The 20,473-nt window shown below is 46.9% G+C and carries 23 protein-coding genes; all 23 read right to left on the bottom strand.

Annotation, left to right across the window (positions count from 1 at the left end; all coding sequences use genetic code 11):
* Nucleotides 1–34: 34 nt before the first annotated feature.
* Complete coding sequence (locus DESLBE_RS01210; protein ID WP_018305857.1) at nucleotides 35–895, bottom strand: PHP domain-containing protein; 861 nt, start codon at nucleotides 893–895, stop codon at nucleotides 35–37.
* Nucleotides 896–928: 33 nt separating this feature from the next.
* Nucleotides 929–1,876 (bottom strand): dipeptidase, encoded by a 948-nt coding sequence (locus DESLBE_RS01205; protein ID WP_144674891.1) that lies wholly within the window; start codon nucleotides 1,874–1,876, stop codon nucleotides 929–931.
* Between the two features lie 106 nt (nucleotides 1,877–1,982).
* On the bottom strand, nucleotides 1,983–2,243 hold the full coding sequence (gene spoVS / locus DESLBE_RS01200) for a stage V sporulation protein SpoVS (protein WP_011459952.1): 261 nt from the start codon (nucleotides 2,241–2,243) through the stop codon (nucleotides 1,983–1,985).
* A gap of 134 nt (nucleotides 2,244–2,377) precedes the next feature.
* The gene (locus DESLBE_RS01195) at nucleotides 2,378–3,157 is read right to left on the bottom strand and encodes a TIGR00282 family metallophosphoesterase (protein ID WP_144674890.1); all 780 of its coding nucleotides are present in this window, start codon (nucleotides 3,155–3,157) and stop codon (nucleotides 2,378–2,380) included.
* Nucleotides 3,158–3,242: 85 nt separating this feature from the next.
* Complete coding sequence (locus DESLBE_RS01190; protein WP_144674889.1) at nucleotides 3,243–3,755, bottom strand: hypothetical protein; 513 nt, start codon at nucleotides 3,753–3,755, stop codon at nucleotides 3,243–3,245.
* Nucleotides 3,756–3,944: 189 nt separating this feature from the next.
* Nucleotides 3,945–5,519, bottom strand: a complete 1,575-nt coding sequence (gene rny, locus DESLBE_RS01185) for a ribonuclease Y (RefSeq protein ID WP_005812942.1) — start codon at nucleotides 5,517–5,519, stop codon at nucleotides 3,945–3,947.
* A gap of 328 nt (nucleotides 5,520–5,847) precedes the next feature.
* Nucleotides 5,848–6,342, bottom strand: a complete 495-nt coding sequence (locus DESLBE_RS01180; protein ID WP_144674888.1) for a RecX family transcriptional regulator — start codon at nucleotides 6,340–6,342, stop codon at nucleotides 5,848–5,850.
* 1 nt (nucleotide 6,343) lies between these two features.
* Nucleotides 6,344–7,384 carry a recombinase RecA gene (gene recA, locus DESLBE_RS01175; protein ID WP_015944387.1) on the bottom strand — a complete coding sequence of 347 codons (1,041 nt, stop codon included), beginning with the start codon at nucleotides 7,382–7,384 and terminating at the stop codon, nucleotides 6,344–6,346.
* 167 nt (nucleotides 7,385–7,551) lie between these two features.
* Entirely contained in the window at nucleotides 7,552–8,370 is an 819-nt protein-coding gene (locus tag DESLBE_RS01170; protein WP_144674887.1) for a hypothetical protein, read from the bottom strand.
* A gap of 77 nt (nucleotides 8,371–8,447) precedes the next feature.
* A complete protein-coding gene (locus tag DESLBE_RS01165) occupies nucleotides 8,448–8,975 on the bottom strand; it encodes a hypothetical protein (protein ID WP_018211468.1) in 528 nt (175 codons plus the stop codon).
* A 311-nt stretch (nucleotides 8,976–9,286) separates the two neighbouring features.
* Complete coding sequence (locus DESLBE_RS01160; RefSeq protein WP_144674886.1) at nucleotides 9,287–9,922, bottom strand: helix-turn-helix transcriptional regulator; 636 nt, start codon at nucleotides 9,920–9,922, stop codon at nucleotides 9,287–9,289.
* 191 nt (nucleotides 9,923–10,113) lie between these two features.
* Nucleotides 10,114–11,166: a methyltransferase domain-containing protein gene (locus DESLBE_RS01155; protein ID WP_144674885.1), complete on the bottom strand. Its 1,053-nt coding sequence runs from the start codon at nucleotides 11,164–11,166 to the stop codon at nucleotides 10,114–10,116.
* Complete coding sequence (locus DESLBE_RS01150; protein WP_144674884.1) at nucleotides 11,163–11,495, bottom strand: metalloregulator ArsR/SmtB family transcription factor; 333 nt, start codon at nucleotides 11,493–11,495, stop codon at nucleotides 11,163–11,165. The genes DESLBE_RS01155 and DESLBE_RS01150 overlap by 4 nt, the downstream gene beginning before the upstream one ends.
* Nucleotides 11,496–11,586: 91 nt before the next feature.
* Nucleotides 11,587–11,760, bottom strand: coding sequence for a DUF3102 domain-containing protein (locus DESLBE_RS26850; protein ID WP_243131209.1), 174 nt, complete (start codon nucleotides 11,758–11,760; stop codon nucleotides 11,587–11,589).
* 146 nt (nucleotides 11,761–11,906) lie between these two features.
* The gene (locus tag DESLBE_RS01140; protein WP_172625345.1) at nucleotides 11,907–12,614 is read right to left on the bottom strand and encodes a HAMP domain-containing histidine kinase; all 708 of its coding nucleotides are present in this window, start codon (nucleotides 12,612–12,614) and stop codon (nucleotides 11,907–11,909) included.
* Nucleotides 12,607–13,293, bottom strand: coding sequence for a response regulator transcription factor (locus DESLBE_RS01135; RefSeq protein ID WP_144674882.1), 687 nt, complete (start codon nucleotides 13,291–13,293; stop codon nucleotides 12,607–12,609). The genes DESLBE_RS01140 and DESLBE_RS01135 overlap by 8 nt, the downstream gene beginning before the upstream one ends.
* A 265-nt stretch (nucleotides 13,294–13,558) precedes the next feature.
* Complete coding sequence (locus DESLBE_RS01130; RefSeq protein ID WP_144674881.1) at nucleotides 13,559–14,032, bottom strand: hypothetical protein; 474 nt, start codon at nucleotides 14,030–14,032, stop codon at nucleotides 13,559–13,561.
* Nucleotides 14,033–14,251: 219 nt separating this feature from the next.
* Nucleotides 14,252–15,466, bottom strand: a complete 1,215-nt coding sequence (locus DESLBE_RS01125; protein WP_144674880.1) for a trypsin-like peptidase domain-containing protein — start codon at nucleotides 15,464–15,466, stop codon at nucleotides 14,252–14,254.
* Nucleotides 15,467–15,642: 176 nt separating this feature from the next.
* Nucleotides 15,643–16,047 carry a hypothetical protein gene (locus DESLBE_RS01120; RefSeq protein WP_144674879.1) on the bottom strand — a complete coding sequence of 135 codons (405 nt, stop codon included), beginning with the start codon at nucleotides 16,045–16,047 and terminating at the stop codon, nucleotides 15,643–15,645.
* Nucleotides 16,028–16,963 (bottom strand): phosphodiester glycosidase family protein, encoded by a 936-nt coding sequence (locus DESLBE_RS01115; RefSeq protein WP_243131208.1) that lies wholly within the window; start codon nucleotides 16,961–16,963, stop codon nucleotides 16,028–16,030. The genes DESLBE_RS01120 and DESLBE_RS01115 overlap by 20 nt, the downstream gene beginning before the upstream one ends.
* Before the next feature lie 100 nt (nucleotides 16,964–17,063).
* Entirely contained in the window at nucleotides 17,064–18,140 is a 1,077-nt protein-coding gene (locus DESLBE_RS01110) for a bifunctional glycosyltransferase family 2/GtrA family protein (protein WP_172625508.1), read from the bottom strand.
* A gap of 177 nt (nucleotides 18,141–18,317) precedes the next feature.
* Nucleotides 18,318–19,706: a HAMP domain-containing sensor histidine kinase gene (locus DESLBE_RS01105; protein ID WP_172625344.1), complete on the bottom strand. Its 1,389-nt coding sequence runs from the start codon at nucleotides 19,704–19,706 to the stop codon at nucleotides 18,318–18,320.
* A complete protein-coding gene (locus DESLBE_RS01100) occupies nucleotides 19,699–20,409 on the bottom strand; it encodes a response regulator transcription factor (RefSeq protein ID WP_144674876.1) in 711 nt (236 codons plus the stop codon). Before DESLBE_RS01100 ends, DESLBE_RS01105 begins: the two co-directional genes overlap by 8 nt.
* Between the last annotated feature and the right edge of the window lie 64 nt (nucleotides 20,410–20,473).

Here is a 20,473-nt window from a genome sequence, read left to right as displayed (position 1 = left end):
CCTTACCTCCCACCCTTTTGCCTCTTTCAGTGATTTAGATATGATGCGAACAGGCCAAATTGGCCAAATTGCGGATTTGTTCCACGGTCCCATATGAAGTTCCCCAGCCGCCTAAGCGAACACCTGGCTTGCGCTTTTCCCCATGAAAATCTGAACCACCTGTCATCAGCAATCCGTATTCTTTGGCTATAGCCCGGTATTTCTTTTCATCTTCAAGGGTGTGTTCAGAGTGGCTTACCTCAACTCCTTGCAGCCCTGCTTTGACCCATTGCTCAATTCCTTTTTCCAGTTTATAGATGCCGGGATGAGCCAATACGGCAACACCACCGGCTTTGCGGATAAGCACGATTCCCTCTTCCGGGGTTATTTTTAAACGGGGAACATAGGCCGGCCCTCCGGTTCCTATATAGCGATCAAAAGCTTCAGCAATAGAGTTCACTATTCCTTTATCAACAAGAACCTGAGCAATATGGGGTCTCCCCACAGATTCCCCCTTGGTGATTCTTTCAACCTCAGCTTTCTGAATAGGTATCCCTAAATCCTGCAATTTTTCAATAATCGTATAGACTCTTTTAAAGCGAGCCTCCCTTAGTTCGGAAAGTTTGTCTTCAAGGATCGTCCCTTGGGGATTCATCTCGTAACCGAGAATATGAACTTCGACACCAGCCCACTCCGTATTGAGCTCGACTCCTCTGAGGATGTCCACATTGAAATGCTTGCCTGCTTGGCTGGCCTTTTCCCAGCCGCTTAGGGTATCGTGATCCGTTATTCCTACCGCCTTAAGTCCACATTCCGCGGCCTGCTTAACCAGCTCCCAGGGCGTAAGCAGCCCATCGGATGCACTGGTATGGCAATGCAAATCAGCTTCTGGATATCTAAGTTTAACTTCGGGCATGACCTTTACCTCTTTCCAGGGAATATACACTGACTATTTTAACACGGTAGAGAGCAAACGCATAAAGTTTTTATACATTATTTTCTCGATTTCTTCATCGTTAAACCCGGCGAGGTGCAAGGCCTCAGCTAAATCGCCATATTTGTCCGCCCCTTCAAGACCCGTAGGAGTGGAATCGATGCCGTCAAAATCCGAACCCAAGCCAATTGCGTCGACTCCCGCCACTTCCGCAATATATTGGATATGGCGCACCACATCTTGAAGGCTGGCTTTAGACTCCTGCGTTAAGAATCCCGGATAAAAATTCACACCGACTACTCCCCCGTTTTGAGCAAGAGCCTTAAGCTGTTCATCGGTAAGATTGCGGGGGTGAGGACAAAGAGCGTAGGCACAGGAATGAGAAGCCAGGATAGGCTGGCTGCTGAGCTTAAGGACATGCCAAAACCCCGCTTCATTAAGATGGGATACATCGATCAGCATTCCCAGTTCATTCATCCGGTGAATGACTTTCTCACCGAATTGGGTCAGGGCGCTTTGAGTCAGTTCCCCGGCGCCGTCGGCAATGGCATTTCTCTGATTCCAGGTCAGACCTAAGGCACGCACCCCTAATTCATAGATAATATCCAGGAGAAACAGGCTGCTGCCTAAAATCTCTCCCCCTTCAATACTTAATAAGCAGCCCACTTGAGAAGGAGCGAGGCGCCGCAAATCCTCTGCTTGTCTGACCAAAACCACACTCTCCCCATTGATCTGAATAAATCGGTGGACAGCATGAATGAGTTCCAATCCTCTCAGAGTGCCTCTCTCCGGTTTATATTGGCTCTCAATGAAAGCAGCCATGAACTGGAGCATGACTTTGCCCTCTTTGGCTCTTTGGATATCCCAATGTCCTCCCTCCAGAGGGGTGGTCAGACTTCTTTTTCCCTCTAAAAAGTCGAGAATACTGTCACAATGACCATCGATGACCCAAACATCCTTCATACCTTATCCTCCCTTACACAATCAGAAACACCTGCCGCTTTAAGCCAACAGGTGTCCTGCTTTAAAACCATGAACACTTAAAAATACAATCTCCTACCAAACTTTCTCAACGTGGTTCTACAATTAGTTTTATTGCCGTTCGCTCTTCCCCATCAATTTGTATGTCGGTGAAAGCAGGAATACATACAAGATCGACTCCGCTGGGGGCAACAAACCCTCTGGCAATAGCTACGGCCTTTACAGCTTGATTGAGTGCACCTGCACCAATGGCCTGCAACTCCGCACCTCCCCTCTCACGGAGCACACCAGCCAAAGCACCTGCGACAGAATTTGGACTTGATTTTGCTGAGACTTTTAACACATCCATGAACGACAACCTCCTGTTCGAATCACTGACAGATATTCCTAACACACTAAGTGTATTCTCCAGAAGGTGGAAAAAATCCTCTTTTTTCTGAGAGCTTTCAGACTTTTTTAAATATTTTTTCCTATCGTCAAAATTCACTCTTTTACCCGTTGAATAGGTGCGATGGAGCGGGCTTTTCCTGTGGTCTCATCCACATCGAGCACAACGGCATTAAGCTGTATGGGGCCTGCCGCTAATTCAAATTTAGCGGGAAGTTGAGTCAAAAATCGATTAATGATAGTTTCTTTTTTAACCCCTAAAACAGAATCCCGGGGTCCGGTCATCCCCACGTCCGTGATATAGGCAGTTCCTTGGTGCAGCAAGCGGGCATCTGCCGTCTGGATATGGGTATGAGTCCCCAAGACAGCGGAAACTTTGCCATCCAGGAACCAACCCAAGGCCACCTTCTCTGAGGTAGCTTCGGCATGAAAATCAACGATGATGACAGGGGTCTCCTGCCGCATCTCATTAATCCAGCGAATAGCGCCGCTGAAGGGATCCTCAAGACTATTGAGGAATACCCGGCCGGAAAGATTAAGCACCCCGACCTTCTTACCCTTTGTCCTTATGTAACCATACCCTTTACCCGGTGCGCCCACCGGATAATTGGCCGGCCTGATCAAACGGGCTTCCTGGTCAATAAACTTCATGATGCTCCGCTGATCCCAGACATGATTGCCCATGGTGATAAATTCGATGCCATCGTCGTAAAGCTCTTCGGCTATTTCCTTGGTTAAGCCTTTACCTCCGGCGGCGTTTTCACCATTGGCTATGGTTAAATCTATCCCATACTCTTTGATAAGCGGTTTGAGCAACACCTTAATCGCCTCACGGCCAGGATTACCAACAATGTCGCCAATAAATAGTATATTCACTCCATAAATCCCCAATCATCCATCGATCCGATTATAGTATTGATATGCCCAAAAAAGAACCATCCAAAACCTACGCACATGATATCTAGCTATTATAGACTAAAACCCTTCCTTCCTCCCGAACCGCAATAAACCCTTTTTCTAAGCGGCAGTCCCGGAAAGACTGGAGAATTTGTCCAATCACTTCCTCCTGAAAAATCTGCTCTTCCTCAGGAATCTCTGTATCATCATAGATTATGTTCTGAGCGATGTTTCTCACCAAATCAACGATCAGACCAATTTCCCTTTCGTTCATACTCTCAACATCCCGGGTAATGGTCACTAAGGTTACACCGCTTTCCAGCTTATGTTCTATCCTGCAGATCCGCATGGATTGGCCTTCTAATCTATGATAAGCCTTTAAAGCCTCTTGTAAGGTATCCATGAATTTTTCTCCCTGCTCGGAGCCCGACACCGTAAAGCGAAAGGTCAGGGCATGTTCCGGCTGTTGATAACGTACGGAGCATACCTCAGGATAGCGAATTAAAATGGATATCAGCAACCCAACTCCATCAGGTGCACATCCCCCATCTTTATAATGGAGGTTTAAACGTCCCATAGTGTCATCCTCTTTCTCATCATACTGACTATTTGCTCTGCATATTTGCTGCTCATCACTCCATAATAATTCGTCAATTTCCGATAAACTCCTGCCTGGTGATTTCCGCCTTACTGTTACTTATAAAATTATAAAGGACAGGCGATGTTCTCACCTGTCCGCAATGTTCAAGATTCAACTATTCCATGATTATTTGGCATAATCCACGGCACGAGTTTCACGAATGACGACAACCTTGATTTGGCCTGGATATTCTAATTCATCCTCAATGCGTTTACTGATTTCCCGAGCCACTTTCGGAGCCAGAACATCATCGATCTTATCTGGTCTGACGATGATTCGAATCTCACGTCCTGCTTGAATCGCGTAGGATTTTTCCACACCATCATAGGTGTCGGCAATCTCTTCCAGCTTCTGCAGGCGCTTGATATAGGATTCGAGAGTCTCACGGCGAGCTCCTGGGCGAGCGGCTGAGACTGCGTCGGCAGCAGCTACTAAGACTGCTTCGATGGTCTTCGCTTCAACATCACCATGATGAGCTTCAATAGCATGAATAACTTCCCAAGATTCCTTATACTTCTTCGCTAGATCGACACCGATCTGAACATGAGTCCCTTCAGTATCGTGATCCACAGCTTTGCCTAAGTCATGCAGCAAACCTGCCCGCTTGGCCAGCTGTACATCGACCCCCAGTTCGGCGGCCATTAAACCTGCCAAATGGGATACCTCCATAGAATGCTTGAGGACATTTTGACCATAACTGGTTCTAAACTTCAATCGTCCTAAGAGGCGAATGATTTCAGGATGTAAGCCATGCACTCCGGTTTCAAAGGTAGCTTGCTCTCCTTCTTCACGAATACGCTGATCCACCTCTTTTTGAGATTTCTCAACCATTTCTTCGATGCGAGCCGGGTGAATCCGTCCATCGGCAATCAGTTTTTCCAGGGCAACCCGGGCAACTTCTCTGCGGATGGGGTCAAACCCAGAGAGAATGACCGCTTCGGGAGTATCATCAATAATCAGATCGATACCTGTTAAGGTCTCCAGAGTCCGAATATTGCGTCCTTCCCGTCCGATAATGCGTCCCTTCATCTCATCACTGGGCAGGGCCACCACAGACACCGTGCTCTCGGCGACGTGATCCGCAGCACAACGCTGAATTGCCAAAGAGATAATGTTCTTAGCCCGCTTCTCTGCTTCTTCCTTAGCCTTCGTCTCAATATCTTTAATCATAATAGCGGATTCGTAACGAACTTCTTCTTCCACACTTTGCAGCAGAATTTGCTTCGCTTCTTCAGTGGATAAACCAGAGACCCGTTCTAATTCTTGTTTTTCTTTGGCTACAGTTTGCGTCAGGACCTCTTTGAGCTGATCCACTTCTTCTTCTTTACGATGAAGATTATCTTCCTTGCGCTCCAAAGACTCCATTTTGCGGTCTAAAGACTCTTCTTTTTGAATAACCCGTCTCTCCATCCGCTGAATCTCGTTGCGGCGTTCCCGTGATTCTTTTTCCACTTCATTGCGGATATGCATGACTTCTTCTTTAGCGGCAATGACAGCTTCACGGCGTTTAGCCTCAGCGGCACCCTGAGCATTGTCGATGACCCGTTTTGCCTCTTCTTCAGCTGAGCCGATGAGCTTTTCCGCGGCACTCTTACGAATAAGCCAACCTATAAAACCACCCACAAAAAGGGATACCACGACTGCTACAACAATAAAGATTAATTCAGTTAGTTCCAAGTAGTTTTCACCTCCTAAACACATACTTATTTGGTTATCATTCTCCTAGTTCTCCCTATAAAAACAAAAAAACTGGGACCATGCCAGTTCTTTAAAAGAAACCTTTAATTAAAGGCAAAATACATTGCCCCTTTTTCCTACAAACCTACACGCCGCTAGTCCGATACCTCCATATATAATACTAACTACGATGCAATCTATAAGAAAACCTTAAAGGTCTGACTTTAAAAGAAACAGGCTCTTTTTAGTGTAATATCTTTTGAAAAATTTGTCAAGAACCACCTGCAATATAGATGTATAATACAAGTATTCTAAGAAACTATAAGGAAAACAGGAAGGACTCGCCTTCCTGTTACTCCTTCGCTATCCCTTCAAGGATCTCAAAAACCATTTCCTGAGGGTAGCCTTTTTGCATAAGCTTTTGCCCGACTTTCTGTCTTAGCATAAGTTCCCGGGGGATTTTCTCATAACTCTTTTTATGCCGGTAAGTATTCTCCCAGCGCCGGGATTCCTCAACCCAAAGCTTTTGCGCATGTTTTCGGCAAAGCTCCGCTTCCTGGCCCGGTAAATAGGTTTCCCGCAAAGCCTGCTCTATGATACCCTCTTCGATCCCCCGGCCCTTCAAATCATAGTTAATCCTCTTCTGGGAGTAATTCGTTTGCTTGCTGAGACAATAAGCACGGGCATATTCCTGATCGCTGAGATAGCCCCATTCTAAAAGCCGCTCTATGGCAGCTTCGATCTCATGACTTGGAAAGCCCTTCCTCGCCAGCCGTTGGCTGAGTTCGCAGCGTGTCAGCATTCTTCTCGATAAATAGGTTAAGGCGACATCCAACGCACCCTTCATCTTAGATGTCTTCCGGCTCCTCTTGGACATCATCTGCAACCGGAGCGCTTACGTTAGCAATGCTGGCCCGGATCCCTTGTTCGATTTCGGCGGCAATCTCAGGATTCTTCTTCAGAAACTCCTTGACATTCTCTCTTCCCTGACCTAAGCGCTCACCTTTATAAGAGTACCAAGCCCCGGACTTATTAATGATATCCAACTCCGCACCCACATCCACCATGCTGCCTTCACGGGAAATACCTTCTCCGTACATAATGTCAAATTCGGCTTGTTTAAAGGGCGGAGCCACCTTATTCTTAACAACCTTGACTTTGGTACGGTTGCCAATCATATCCTGACCTTGCTTCAGGGTATCCGCACGGCGTACTTCCAAACGGACGGAGGCATAGAACTTCAAAGCCCGTCCGCCGGTTGTGGTCTCTGGATTACCAAACATAATTCCTACTTTTTCCCGAATTTGGTTGATAAAGATAACGCAGGTATTGCTCTTACTGATGGCACCGGTCAATTTTCTCAAGGCTTGAGACATTAAGCGGGCATGTAAACCCACATGGGAATCTCCCATTTCTCCTTCAATCTCTGCCCGGGGAACAAGAGCTGCCACAGAGTCAATGATAATGACGTCGATAGCTCCGCTGCGCACTAAGGCTTCGCAAATCTCCAGGGCCTGCTCCCCTGTATCCGGCTGGGATACCAGAAGATTATCGATATTGACCCCTAAAGCCTTGGCATAAACCGGGTCGAGAGCATGCTCCGCATCGATAAAAGCAGCAACGCCGCCCAGCTTCTGGGCTTCTGCCGCAATATGCAAAGCAACGGTGGTCTTACCGGAAGACTCAGGTCCATAGATTTCTATAACACGCCCCCGGGGCACTCCACCCACCCCAAGAGCTATATCAATGGCCAGACAGCCCGTCGGAATCACTTCCACCGCCATTTTGGCAGAAGCCTCCCCTAATCTCATAATCGACCCTTTTCCAAATTGCTTTTCAATCTGACTTAAAGCCATATCCAGGGCTTTTAATTTATCGTTACCGGCCATCTCGTTTCCTCCTCAGCGAATACTTTTAAATTTTTCATCACAAAAAACAAACATTTGTTCGATTTCCATTATACTTTTGCACGTGAAGCCTGTCAATCCTTTATTTTAGAAGAAAATAACAAAGGGGGTTGGTCAAAATAGATTCCGGAAGAATGATACTCATCAGCTCATATTCCATCCGAATTAGGAATTGCCCAACTCTGGATCACTCCTTGGAGTTCATCGTAGCCTAACCCAATACTATAGCTGTATGCTTGGCTTGGCAGAGTTCCTCTTGGAAATGTAACATCCAAATTGTCGGGGAACAAAATAATGTACTCCGGCTTCAGTGCCGCCTGCATTTCCTTCTGCAAAGCGGAATCCCCAATATTAAATGCGTCTAAAAGCCGCAGGCGAGCTTCCTCCTCCGGCAAAGAGAACAATTCCCAGTTATTCAACACCTCTCCTGTTTCCCGGTTGAACACCGCACCTAAACGAACTTTCTGAGCTATTTGTCCATTAACAGGAAGGATAACCGATGTGAGAAAACACATTATACTCTCGTTAGAAGCGGTGGGAACAATATCCTGACTGATGTAATGCTCATGGAATAACGTTCCCTTGTCTTGGCAGGCCAGATAATCTGCATAGGCCTTTTCCAGTTCAGATGGGACGTTGTAGAGCAAGCCCTGCTCCTCATAAAATGCAGCAACAGCTCTCTGGGCAGGTTCGCTCAAATCATCCAAACTCTTCACTCCACCTACATAAACATTAGCCGGGCCGGCTGGGTCCTGAACGAGCAATAGTGTCGTTTCATCCGAAAGTTTGTAAGCGGCATGCCCAAAGGGGACTCTTCTCCATAAGTTGACGCTCTCTCCGTCTGAGAACGTCATGACTTTCTCTTCTACCAAGGTCCATCTTTCAGGTTCCTGCCGGGGTTCGCTGGAACAGCCCATCAGCGGAAACAAGCACAACAGTATAATTATAGGAAGCCACTTTATTCTCACAAACAATCTCTCCCTTGCAGCCATCAAAGTAAAGATTACAGGCAATGGTTTCACAATCGGGCAGCTCTGCGGTCTATCTATTGCTCTGCCAAGCAGACACAGTAGTCCAAAATAACATTGCCTTGTTCATCCTTCTCGGTAAATCGCGGACAGTTATATCTTTCGAAAAAATAAACCCTGTTTTCATTATCGTTTTTAAAATTACCCATACCACTTTCCCGGAATCTAGCAGCGCATTGATCATGCATGCCATAGATGCCGCCCTCGTCCTCTTTGCCTTTAATCCAGCATACACCGATGGGACCATCGTCCAAATCTATGTAATCATAGCCGCTGGGGACAGATGTATCTGAGGAAAAAAACAAGCCAATCCAGTATTCGAAAGTGTTTTCAAAATTGCTGCTGTCGCAGCGCATCAAGCCCAGATAACCATTTTCAATATCCGGGGCCCCGCCCAGATTTCCAAGCTCTTCAAACCAGCCGTTTTGAAACCATTCCGCCCATTTGTGACCAAATCCACTAACTCTATCAGCATTAGTATAGCATTTGCCAATGAAACGCAATGAGGGCAGATGTTCTTTATAAACTTTGATGATCTCTGCCATTGTTCTTCAACCTTCTTTCATATCTTTATAACCTGATTAAATGAGAAATCTGCCAAAAAGAACAATTCAGGCTTTGATGGCAGATTCGGCAATGTCGCTCGTTTATATTCGTTTTCATCATTTCAGCGGGATGCGACTTATTTATTATAATCTTGCATTCATGCAGACTTTTTGTCAATGGATTTGTGTAGAATCGAACTTATTTCAGGTATAGAACATCAACAAAGATAAAATCAGGATGTTGCCCTGCGCGCCCTCCCGGTTTTATTTTTGCCCGACCGCCGGAACCTACTTCACTTTGCCTGTTTATGTCAGTCCGATAAATTTTTCCGGCCTTTGTAAAACAACCGACCTGTACTTATTATTAACATCATAAGTCCCAGTGCCTGCAGCCAGGCAATTACAGCATGTATCTCCAATCCGCCTCGATACAGCCATCCCTGGAATATCCACCACAGGCGGATACCTGTTGCATAGCGCAGATATGCATAGATCAAACCATACAGTGCCCAACCACACCATAGAACAGTATGTTTATTGACCGTCAGGCAAATCAGAGCACATACGAACAGAGGCGAACTCAGGAAAAGCGCGGACAGCAGATCGCCCAGAAGTGACAGGAACAGAAATACGATGAGGCCAAAGCCCAGAATAAAAAGGCCGACAATTTTTCGTGGGGGCAAGCCGTTTTGAGGGGCGCTTATGGCGGGGGATTGGATTTCGCACTTCACTTCTTGCACTTTTTCCCCTTTTTCACCCCGGATCAATTCGTCAAGGGAAATATTAAACACTTCACTCATCTTCACCAATTTGTCCAGTTCCGGAACCGAGGTATTGGTTTCCCATTTGGAAACGGATTGACGCGATACTTCCAAGGTATTGGCCAAGTCCCCCTGAGACATAGCATTCTTTGTCCTGAGCTCATATATTTTTTCTCCCAAGGTCATAAGGCCCCTCCTTAATTTTGATACCCATATTTTACTATGCGTTCTTTCAAAAGTCGATCAACTCCTCTTGACAATTTAGCAACCGGCAGTTGCATCCGGTAACAAAAAGGCCGCTGTTCAACGGACTGTACAGTCCGTTGAACAGCGGCCTTTTGACTATTTTGCTGAGGATAATCTACGTCACGTCTAGTTTAGCACCCGCATGAACCGCCAGTATCAAAACAATTTGTTTCACTTGTACCTCCGCAGTCGCCAAACACTCCGTAATGGGTGGAACGATTGCCTGTTACCCTGAATGCGGAAGCGAAGCGGGTTTTGGCAAGCATGGAAGCCGTGTTGCCGCAAACCAAAAGCGGCTTGCCGGTAAAGAAGCGGTGATGGTCGTCAAGATCAAAGAAATGCGGGTAACCAGGGATACTGCCATTATAGACGGCAATCTGTCCATAATCTTCGCAAATATCCTCAAGGTCATCTAATTTAAAGGCTCTGACTGTCCGCTCTGTAAAGTTTGCGAATCCCACTTTTTCTATGATCGCCTCATTATCCAAATCTATAGTTCGGATAGATTTATAACGAAAATCGGTAAAGCCAACCCGCTGCATAATACGACGAAAATCCTCGTAATATAACGCACCGCCAATGCACTCGCCGCGCAATACCGGGTCAGCCGCAAGATATTCGGGTATGCGACGGTCAGCAAATACATCTGAGAAATAAAGTTCCCCACCCGGCTTCAATACCCGCCAGATTTCTGCAAAGACCTTTTCCTTATCAGGAGAAAGATTGACAACGCAGTTCGAGATTACTATATCCACCGAAGAATCACTAATTCCGGCCGTGCTTAAGTCCTCAATATAACCGTTCAAAAATTTCACGTTAGATTTTGCGTAGCCGAAGCGCTGGCGCTGTTCGTCCTCATATTTTCTTGCCACATCAAGCTGCTCCTGGGTCATATCAACGCCTATCACCTGCCCATGCTCACCGACCAGCTGAGCCGCAACGTATACGTCACGTCCACTGCCACATCCGAGATCAAGAACGGTCATGCCCTCAAGCAAGGGGGGTAACGGCGAGCCGCAGCCATAGTAGCGGTTGATAACCTCATCTGCTATAAAAGTGAGGGCTTTTTTTACTTCCTTTGGCATTGAGTCCGGCGAACAGCAGCAGGCTTTGCTTTGCAAATCAGCTGTACTATGCATAATTTTGCCGTAATACTCTTTGACATTTTCGATAACCTTATTCATAAGACGCTCTCCTTTTCACAACAATTTTCCTCTGCTTCTCCTGTGAGCAGATGGGTTTCAGTTATGGCGTGCAGCAACGCTAAGGCACGCTTTCTGCCATTTTCACTAATGGAATAGTAAGTCCATTTGCCTTCCTTCCGTGCAGAAATAACGCCGCTTTCCAGCAAAATCTTCATATGGTGGGAAAGGGTGGACTGTCCCACTTCTACCTTTTCAAGCAGCACACAGGCACATTTTTCACCGCTTTGGAGCATTTCCAAAATGGCAAGCCGGGTTTCATCGCAAAAGGCTTTGAACACTTTAGCGCTTTCCAAATGGTGTGTTTTCATACATAACGCTCCAATCTAAATTTTTCGATATGTTCATTATGCCTATCATATCGAAAAAGTCAATATGTTTTAAGGTGTATTTCGCAACCTTCTAAGACGATTCTTTGAACTTGAGCCAAAAAAAACGACTTCCTTGCTTTGCAAGGACATCAAACATCTCAATGCTTTGCAAATCATCCTCGTCAAATACCTCGTTGTCCGCCATAAATTGCTCCGGATCTTCATCCGGGATTCCAAAGAGGGCGAGCCCCTGCATATCGTCCAAATGATGCAGCGCTGCAACATTTGAACTGTCTTCCCCATTTTACAATTCCTTATACTATTCATAATCCGCAGTTTAAACCGTCCGACCAATCAAATTTTATCGCCACAGTACATTTACCATCGCTTCCATAATATCTCATTGTTCTGCTAAGAAAAGACATTGGTTTCGTCCATAATGATCTGCGTTTGTTCCGGAATAATCTCATCAGGGAAATCGTGCATCATCTCGGCATAGCTGTAAATAAGCGCCAGCGGCGTGCGCAGGTCGTGGGAGACGTTCGCGACCAGTTCACGGCGCAAAGACTCCACCTTGGACAGTTCAATGGCCGCTGTATTGAGGGTATCCAAAAGCTCCTTGATCTCTAAAAAGCCATGCCCATTAAAGTGGGTGTCATAGCTGCCGGTCGCCAGCACCTTTGCACTTTCATTAATTTTCGCAATCGGTCTGGCTATATATCGGGCAATCACAATGGATAGAACAACTGAGAGTAAAAACATGATTCCCGTTATGATGTATAGCTGTGTTCGAAGTGTCGAAACCGTTGCATCAACAGGGGTTATCATTGCATAAAACGTGAGTGATATGGTTCTTCCATCCTGTAAGGTAAACACTTTTTCTTGTGTGATGGTTTCAGGCTGCAGCCTGCCGCGATTATCTCCCATCGGCCTGTCCGGCATCAAAAATTCCTTTGTTGGCACAATGAGAGCGATGGCTTTCTCAAGCTCTCCTTTGCGGACCATTTTATACATATCCGTGAGAAATACGGTTTGAAAAAACCAGAGAATAGCGATGAGCAGAGTAGAAAACCCGAGCAGAAAGGCAAACACCTTCCATTGCAATTTGAGCTTATCCATCAAACCGATACCCCAATCCGCGCAGCGTTGCAATAAAATGCGCATATGGACCGAGTGACCGCCGCAGCAGCTTCATGTGTGTGTCCAATGTTCTGTCGTCGCCAAAGGAATCGTAACCCCACACCTCGGTAAGGATATTTTCCCTTCGAATTGCGATATTCTTATTGCGGATAAGGTAAAACAAAAGGTCATATTCTTTGGGAGCCATATTTGCTTGTACTCCGTCAATAAACACCTTATAGACAGTCATGTCGGCCTTCAAGCCGTCTTTCTCAAATACAATGTGTCCCTTATCATCGGATTTCGCCGACGCGCCTTTCGCCAGCCGGCGCAGAATAGCGTTAACACGAAGCATGATTTCCTTGGAGGAAAAGGGTTTTACCACATAGTCATCTACGCCGAGCTCAAAACCCAACACCTTATCATATTCCTCACCACGGGCTGAAAGCATAATTACCGGCGTTTCGGAGGTTTTGCGGATTTCCTTGACCGCCGAGAAGCCGTCAAGCTCCGGCATCATAACATCCATGATGATCATATCAAATTGCTCCGTCTGACAGAGCACTATGGCTTCCAAGCCGTCGCCGGCCTCAGCCACCTCATGCCCTTCAAAAACCGCATATCGCTTTATCACCGCGCGTAAACCCGCTTCATCGTCGCATATCAATATTCTTGCCATTTTCAGCACCTCTGTCTGAAGCGTTTTCATTATATAGTGCCATGCCGGAAAATCAAATTATGTAATCTTGGCTGAAGATCAAGCTTTATCATCTGATTATAAGTACTCAAATGGTTGCTGTTTCATTTAGGGATAACCCTCTGGTCATCTCGCCGTTTTGGAAATCACCTCTGGGGCACACCTCCAAAGTTGCCCATTGTCATTTTAACAGTTACGGATATTGCCACATTATGATCATTTAGCATCACTTCAAGAACACTGCCGGTTACAATGTCGCTGCTGGAGCCCGCCGTGCTGTCCGGCATCGCTTCAACGGTGATACGGTAGCAGCGTCAATGGCAAAGGTGATCGTCTCAGTTCCCGCTGCAAATTGTTGCGGGGAGAAGGACCTCCGCTCATTGCCGTCAGGTGGCGGCCCATCACCATCAGCTGGCTGCCTGTTTCCCCGTTGTCCGCTGTCTGGCGCTGATGGCATGTCCGGCCGATTTTGAGGCCTTTGCTCCATCGCTAATTCCGATAAGGTCCCCGCCAGGCCCGTAACCTTGTCGCCCTCTATGCTTTGCACCTGGAGAATAAGGGTAGCGTTACGCTCATCCGGTGCCGAGGATGCAGCAGGAGGGGCTTCCGGTTGCGAAGAATCCGGGGTACCGCTATTCGTTGCGGAGGAAGAGCACCCGCCAAGCAAAAACAGACCCACCCCCAGCACAAGTGCGGTACAAAGCAGCTTCTTTTTCATCATATTTCGTCTCCTTCCTATTTCCTGACTTTTCTTTTTCATTTTATATTCCCTTACTGAATAATCATTGTTGACTGTCTGAACTTTAGCTGAATTATTTTCAGAAGAAAATCAGCATAACACGGAATAATCCTTTAACAGAAATACCCTCGCACCATTTTCATGGTGACGAAGGCATTTAGTCAAAGGCAAATAACGCCATTTTCCGGAACATCCCAGGTCCTAACTCCTGAGCTCGCCTAAAATGATGGAAACCGTCAGGTTTTGATTGTTGCGTAAAACGGTGACTTTAATTGTGTCACCTACCTTATGGGACTTCATAACGGCGTTATAACCCGCCATGTTGGTTATTTCGGTTCCATCAATCGAGATGATTTTATCGCCTGATTTGAGTTGGCTGTTGGTGGATTCGTAGATATATAAGCCGGTTTTGTTTACACGGTACATCATGGCTGTCTGTGCACTTGTGAGGTCGATCAGTGTAAAACCGGTGTCAATACGTCCCTGCACATATCCATACTCGATAATGTTTTCCATTACAGTTTTCGCGCTGTTAATCGGAATTGCGAACCCGAGTCCTTCCACATCGGTGCCCGAGGATTTGGCGTTGACGATGCCGATCAGTTCCCCGTAAAGGTTGAACAGTCCGCCGCCCGAGTTGCCCGGGTTGATAGCCGTGTCGGTTTGCAAGAGCCGCATGGATTCGCCGTCGATGGTGATTTCGCGGTCAAGGGCAGACAGGATGCCACTGGTTACTGTACCGCCTAGTTCACCGAGAGGATTGCCCACCGCAACCATCGTTTCACCAACCAGAAGCGAGGAGGAGTCTCCCAATACCGCAGGCGTCAGGCCGGTTGCGTTAATTTTAAGCACTGCAAGATCGGATTTGGCGTCTGTGCCAACCAGAGACGCCGTACATTCCGTCCCATCGGCTAACCGTACAGCGATGCTTCTCGCACCTGCCACGACATGATTGTTGGTAACAATATAACCGTCAGAGCTGATGATGACGCCGCTTCCAGCTCCCTCGGTGATAAGCTGTCCCATCCTGCCATTGGTTGTCATCGTTTCCGTGGTAATCTCAACAACCGTCTGTTTTACCGCGGCTGCGACTTCCGAAACTGTCATCGCTGCGTTTACGGAACTGTCACCAGAAGCGACCGTGCGTATAACGGACTGATATAATACTTCGGTTTGAGAAACGGTTGCCGTGTCGGACGATGCTCCCTGAATCTGATCTGAAACATATCCACCCGCAAAACCGAACAGTCCGGATGCTGCGACACAGGCTGCAAGCGCGAGGGCTGAATACCTGGTTCCCGGCTTCTTGGAACCACCGTGGAACGGTACTTCGCTTGTCATCTCGGGGATACTGGAGCTCGTGTCATTTTGAACGGAAGCGTTGTCCTCCTGGGTGTTGATATTGCCTTCAAACATGATTATCGTCCTTTCAATTTTAATGGGTTTGCTTTCTGATTAGAGAATAGCACTTTATTTTGCGGGCATCTCCGCAAAGGGAAAGCGGTTTGTACGCAAAACATACGAAAAGAGACTTGCACTTATCACAAGCCCCTGATTACTGTCTATGGGTTGTGTGGCGGCTTTTCCGTCCCCTACTTTATTTTTGAATCTTTCAATAGATAAACCAACAGACCCGTTAATGTGAATCCAAACCCAGCAAACCAATACACGCTCAACAGCTCATTCGTCGTCCCGTAAATATCAAGCACACCCTGCATCATACTGCCGACAGTGAGCGTTGCGATTCCGGTATTATAGAGATGCGAAGACAATCTGCCCGGCAACCGTTGGCTGCCGGACATCGCCAGTATCATATACGGCAGTGTCCCTCCGGCCAGCGGAAAGGCAAACGCGTAAACCATATAGGCTGAATACACCTCATGACTAAAATGCTCATAGATCGCTCCAAACAGCACACAGAAAAGTGCAATGAGCAAATAGACAGAGCCGATTTTACTTATCTGTTTATACCGTTTCTCAGTATCCGATGTACACAATATCGCTCACGCTCCTTTCGCTGATTTTCTTGCCATTCGTTGTCGGATTGTTAATAATTTCGCCGTTAAACACCATTGTGGAAGAACCGCCTCCGTCTAGATTATATGCGGTATCCACGCTAAGGCTTTCCATAAATTCCGCAAGCTGATAAAGGGATAAACCGCTGCTTACACCGGTGCGTCCGTCGGAAACGACGAAAACATAATGCAAATCATCAATGATCCCTATAGCAGTTCGTGGGTTACTCGCCATGGCTTTGCCAACTTCATCCTTTTCTGAAACCGCAATGCTCCCGTTATCGACAAGAGCAGGACCGAAGGACAAGACTTGAACCGCGCCTTTTTCCTCCAGCTCTGCCGCAGACACTTTATCTTCCGTTATAATCGCCAAAGACCCGTCGCTCCAAATGACCAAATCCTCTTGCCCGCTGTCGGCGCTTTCCCGATAAAGAGTGCCGTTGCGCAGGACATAACCTTTGGTTTGAGCTCCGTAAAAATCTCCGTTTATGGCCAATATCGCTCCGTTTGCTTCGGCTATGGCAGACGTTTTGGCGGTGACATTTTTGCCATAGGTATTCTGGGCGAATGCCGTTTTCAAGTACTCCGGCGACGACACCTGAACATCCGCAACATATAGGGTTGTGTTGTACTCCCGATACTCTGCAATGGTTATGGTGATGTTGGCGTCACTGTAGGTGTTCTCTGTCATTGTCGCCTCTGTGGCAGGGAGTGAAGCTTCAGCCTCATTTGCTTCCGGTTCTGAAGCCGAATTATTTTGGGGGAGGCTGTCCTGCGTTATCACTGTCGAATACACTCGCGTTATGATGAACGTATCCAGCGCCACATACACTGTAAACGAAGTAAGTACAGTGGCAGCCAGAACTGTCCAGATGTATTTTTTAAAGAAACTATTCAAAGCATCACTTCCTTTTCGATATTTTTTATTCATCTGGCAGAAACAGGCCCTATGGATAGCACACTTTTTTACAGCCTAAAACAGGTTATGCCTCAACACCTTAAACAGCGTTCGGGGTTTCCTGGTGCGCCTCTCTTTTTTTAAAGATGAGGAAATGTTGCACGGACCAACTCAGAGTAAAAAATAATAGTTCAATGAGCAGCTTGGCCGTATAGGGATTCATCCCAACCTGCTTCACAAGCATGCTTAGGGCGAATGTGTTGCCGGCCAGTATGACAATCGCCAGCGCAAAATATTGCCAGGCGGATTTCACGGCATTCGTTTTGCTCTTAAACACCCACTTGCGGTTCAAAGAATAATTCGTGCTTGCGCTCAAAACGCGGGCTATTATATTGGACATTGTCAGACTGACGCTTGCGCCAAGTCCTCCCGTCAACACACTCAGCAGACTGTAAAGGCTGTAGTCCACGATGAAACTCAGGAGCGAGGAGGCTGAGAACTTGAAAATTTCTTTATAGATCCGAAAAGAGTCTTTGAGCGTATCAAAATGTGAACCGGCGTTGTCGCCGATGTATATCGTGGCAATTTCAATTTCTTCAATCGGTATTTTTTCGCGGGTAAACCCAAGCAGTACGTTCATCTCATACTCGTATCGCTCCCCCGCTATTTCCAGCATTGTCGGTATGAGCGAAGACGAAAAGGCGCGCAGGCCGGTCTGCGTATCGTATACATTGTGTCCGGTTGCCAGGCGGAAGATATAACGGGTAACGGTGTTGCCAAAGCGGCTTCTCAGCGGTACGCGATCCTTTAGTTTACGGCTTCCCAAAATCAACGCGCCGGGATGTCTTTCAGATACCTCGCAAGCCCGCAGGGCATCTTCAACTCTGTGCTGTCCATCCGAGTCCATGGTTACTATGGTGTAGTCATCAGCAGTATTCTCAAAAATATAGTGCAGACCGGTCTTGAGCGCACGGCCTTTGCCGCGATTTTCCGGATGCCTTAACACCACCGCCAACTCTGAAACCTGTGCGAAAAGCTTTTCATAATCGGAACCGCTTCCGTCGTCCACAACAATGGACAGAAAACCTGAAGCGTTTACTTCCCGGACTAAATCAAGTAATGAATTCTCAGGTTGATAGGCAGGGATGAGAACCATTCTGGTTTGGCTTTTTAGCATCATGCTCAACTCCTTATAATTCAATGGAAACTACTCCATCTGCCGTCTATGAAAAACATATCACTCTTTTTAATCCACATCTCCGAAAAGGAATGGTAGTTTATACGCAAAACACACGAAAAAAAAGCCCACATGAAGTGGGCAAAAAAGGCTGGCTTAACGCCAACCCTTTCTGGTTTACTTATTAAAAGTGATTGTAAAACAGGTCCCCTGGTCACAGCCGACTGAGATTTTGCCCCCGTGAATCTCTATAACAGACTTTACAATAGCCAGTCCAATTCCATGTTTGCCGTCTCTTCCCTTGTAAAACCGTTCAAATATATGGGGGAGATCCTCGGGCGCTATCCCTTTACCATCGTCAATTACAGACACCTCAATCTGTTGATCAGCTTGACGGCAGCGGAGCGTCACCTTCGTCTGGGCATACCGCAGCGCATTGGCAATGAGATTGGATAAAGCCCGGTACATATGCTTTTCATTATAGGCAAACATGACGGGATTATCGTCGAAAAGATACTCGAACTGTATGCCGTTTTTGTCAGCCAGCGGCTTTTGCGCCTCAGCGCACAGGGCGAGGGTGTCGCGCAAATCATTCTCACGCTTTTCCACATGACTGGTAATGCTGTCAACACGTGAGATATACAGTAAATCCTCAACCAGCTCGCTCAGGCGGTCGATCTCGGTGATGATGGTAGCGCCCGATTTTTTGGCATCCATCAGACCGCATTCCACTCCTTCGGCGTAGCAGCGGATGGACTGGAGAGGAGTGCGCAGTTCATGGGATACATTTTGAAAGAAAGCCCGCTGATCTTTGTCGTATAAATCCAGCTTTTCAGCGGACTGATTCATGGCCTCACCAAGCTCATCAAACTCAATATCGCTGAAATCAAAGCGGTTTCTCGTAAAATTCCCTTTGCCGATCTCTTCGGTAAATCTGGAAAGTCTTTTCAGCGGCTTGGTCACAGAGCCCGCAATCAGGTTGGCCATGACAAAGCAAATCAGCATAGCGATCGCCATGATCACCGCCATTGCCAAGTTTATTGCTTCCACTAAGTTATTGATTCCCGCAACACTAACATAGAAAACAAAATAGCTGTCCGGCCAATTGGCGTCTTTGATTGACGACACATAGTATTCGCCTTCCGCCGTATCCACCCGCACATATTTGGCGCCGGCCAAATCAACGTTCTTATTTTTTAAATAATTGGCGATATGTGTCAACTCGTCCGTGTCTTCGCTGATGCTGAACGCATTGTATTCTTTTACCTCATAATGGGAGTTCAGAATAATAACCTCGCCACGGGCGCCGATCCTGTTTCGCCGCTGACCGGAAAGATCAGGCAACCGCAATTCGCCTGGCGGATTGTTCGGATGATTACCCCCCATCATGCCGAAATTATTCGTCAGGTCATCAAGCTGCATCTCCACATTGGAACGGATATATTGGCTTGTAAAGAGATTAAACGCGATATAGATACTGGAAAAGACGATGGCCATAAGCAGAAGCAGCATGGCGAAAATTCTCGGTTTTATATGCCACTTCCTGCGAGGCAGCTTATTAGCCATTCGCGTCATGCACCTTCAGCCTGAATCCAAACCCCCATACGGCCTCAATGAGAACATTGCTTTGCTCCAGCTTTTTGCGGAGCCTGCGTACCGTATCGTCCGTCGCTCTTGTCTCAATCTCAGTATTATAGCCCCAAATGCTCTCCAACAGCTCATCCCGTGAGACAGCCTGATCGTTGCGCTCGATCAAGTATTTCAACAAATCGTATTCATTCGGTGTCAGCATGAGCTCCTGTCCGGAGGCTTTAACGGTTTTCCCTTTGGTATCAATCGCGATATCTCCGAAGCTAAGCTGGCGCGAGTCATCGGTTTGCCCGCAGTTTTGTTTTTCAAACTCAATGCGCCGGAATATAGCCTTAACACGCATGACAAGCGACATGGCCGAAAATGGCTTTGTGAAATAGTCGTCGCTGCCCAAGCTAAGCCCGGTGGCGTAATCAAGGTCGGAATCCCGGGCAGTCAGCATAATAATCGGAACTGTGCTCAGCTTGCGTATCTCTGAACAGACCGTAAAACCGTTGGAGCCCGGCATCATAATATCAAGGATAACCAGATCGGCGGGGTCTTTCTTGAAATGTCCGAGCAAAAGGTCCCCGTTGGCAAAAGCGGTGACCTCGTACCCGTCACTCATCAGAAAGGTCTTGATCGCCTCGCGTATATTCTCTTCATCATCAGCAATATAGATCCTTTTTTTTGTTTCCATGTTCTCATCTCCCGACCACACCTTATAGTGCCATTCTAACACTTGGAAACAAGTTTTTCACTTG

The organism is Desulfitobacterium sp. LBE, from assembly GCF_007830365.1.
Taxonomy (GTDB): domain Bacteria; phylum Bacillota; class Desulfitobacteriia; order Desulfitobacteriales; family Desulfitobacteriaceae; genus Desulfitobacterium; species Desulfitobacterium hafniense.
This window is presented reverse-complemented; position numbering and strand designations above follow the sequence as displayed.